The sequence below is a fragment of the Clostridium arbusti SL206 genome (genome assembly GCF_000246895.1).
Classification (GTDB): domain Bacteria; phylum Bacillota; class Clostridia; order Clostridiales; family Clostridiaceae; genus Clostridium_I; species Clostridium_I arbusti.
The window spans coordinates 1-2,043 of record NZ_BAEV01000180.1 but is presented as its reverse complement, the minus strand read 5'-3'; the positions used below and the strand labels follow the sequence as shown (position 1 = coordinate 2,043).

Sequence of the window (2,043 nt, the reverse complement as noted above, 5' to 3'; positions counted from 1 at the left end):
AAGTTAAAAGGAAAGTGTAGAAAAATAAAAGTATATAAAAACAAATCTGAAGTCCGGGAATTCGAGTCCAACTGGGTGCAACAAAACGTTGATACGAACCAGTTCATGGATAATGTGAATTTGCTTGTATTTTTATTTTCCCACAAAAGTTTTAGAAGAGAATAGTTCATAAATTTAGTAAGATCAATAGTTATAGCGAATTTTAGAAATATATAATTTGATAGTAATTTTTTTCTATTATAATTTACCATTTAATCAATTATGTGGTATTATCTAATGCGTAATTAATACAGACTAGTAGGATATGACTACATTATACAAGGAGGATATGATGAATAAATTTTTAATTACTTTAGAAAAAGGCTCTATTTGTCAAGACGAAATTGAAAAGCAAATTGATATTCTAATAGATCAATGTAAATTGAATGACATAAAGAAAATTTTAATTATGCCACCTGATTTTACAAGATGCTACTCTATGGCAGGAGATATTACGCAAATTTTATACCACAAGCTTTCTCCATCCTGTCATGTAGACATAATAGCAAGGATCTGACTTCCAGTCATCTCCTAGGGGGACTGACACCATAGCCATCAATCTTATAATTCAATAATTTTCCAATGAAGTTACAATTCTTTTCTTTGTAAATTGGAATTGTTAATTGATAATGATTTCATAGTTAATATTAATATTGTTAATATTAGTGTAAATTGAGGTAACATTAATAAGACTTCAAAAATAAATTCAAGAAAGTTACAATTTAGTATTTAATATACCAGTATTATCCTACCATTTTTACTAAATCAACTTCAGCTATTTTAATGTTATCTAAGATTAAAATGGCTGTTTTTTTATCTTTTTTCTTAGATTTCATACCATATCGTTGAATAGAAATTAATATACGATGAAGTGTTTGATATAAAACCATTTTACCTTTGAAGATATTGCGATATAACTCATAAAAGTATTGTTGTACAATTCCATTTGAAGTAACCTAAATCTTTTAAAGTTAAACCACGTTCTAGTATTGTATTTTGCAATGCTGGAATGTATGAAGCATCAGCAATATTACCTTCTTTAATCTCGCAATGAATAAATTCTCCAGTTAACAAATCATACTGTAATTGAATTTTAACAGATGATTTTACAGAACACCCTTTATACATGTCTTTATGCTTATCATCTAGCTTAAAGCCTGTAGAATCAACAATTGTTATTCTATTAAAATAGCTTTTCAATAATGGTTCATTCTTACTTAGAATTTCATTTTGAACTTTCATCATTTCATTAAATACATTCATCATAAAATTAACTGCATCTTTGTTAAATCTTTTACTTAATGCTTGTGGAGATATTGATATTTTTTCATTAGCTTCTAATTTTGAACATAATTTTGATAGTGCAGCAGAACATAAATCTTCGCCTAAAAATGTACATAGCTTACAAAAACTTTCAGCACTAATTTTACCTTTTCTTCTAACAAACGAATGTTTCTTTGCCATTTTTTCAATTACAGTATGGTTGTACAATTTTTCTACATTTCGAATTATTTCTTTTATTTTTTTACTTAACATTTCAACAAAATCCTTTCGATAACATTTGATTACATAAAATATATAATAATACAAATTATATATTATATAACAATAAATCAAAAAACAAAGAGTGAATATATTCCCTTCATTTGGAATAATCCACTCTGTTTTTAAAAATATTATTTATCTATAAGAAAAGATAAATTTACATTAACTGTATTTATTAAGTTGATGTCTATGGACACCATAGCATAAACTGGGAGTTTATGCTTGCTATGAGCGAAGAATGTAAGAATTATTAACCAAGGAAATCAGAAAAAATACTTATAATTTCAGGTTAGCACACAAGTTGGATAAAAGGTGAATACTGATTTCTACCAATTAAATAAAGAGTTTATGCATGAGAATGTATATAAATAAAATTAATTGGTAGTTATATTTCTATAAGAAAATTATAAAATATGATTCTATAGATGGAATAGATGCCATATTTGTGGAAGATAAAAA

General features: G+C 25.9%; 2 protein-coding genes. One reads left to right on the top strand and one right to left on the bottom strand.

Translation table 11 applies throughout. The features are described from left to right. Positions 1–331: 331 nt before the first annotated feature. Positions 332–556, top strand: a complete 225-nt coding sequence (locus RH99_RS17905; protein ID WP_010241663.1) for a hypothetical protein — start codon at positions 332–334, stop codon at positions 554–556. Between the two features lie 401 nt (positions 557–957). On the opposite strand, the gene RH99_RS17900 is transcribed toward RH99_RS17905, so the two are convergent. Next, positions 958–1,575 (bottom strand): IS4 family transposase, encoded by a 618-nt coding sequence (locus tag RH99_RS17900; protein ID WP_010241662.1) that lies wholly within the window; start codon positions 1,573–1,575, stop codon positions 958–960. Positions 1,576–2,043: the final 468 nt, after the last annotated feature.

Coding starts and splice junctions, on each gene's coding strand:
- RH99_RS17905 (WP_010241663.1), top strand. CDS start 332: ATGAATAAATTTTTAATTACTTTAGAAAAAGGCTCTATTTGTCAAGAC.
- RH99_RS17900 (WP_010241662.1), bottom strand. CDS start 1,575: ATGTTAAGTAAAAAAATAAAAGAAATAATTCGAAATGTAGAAAAATTG.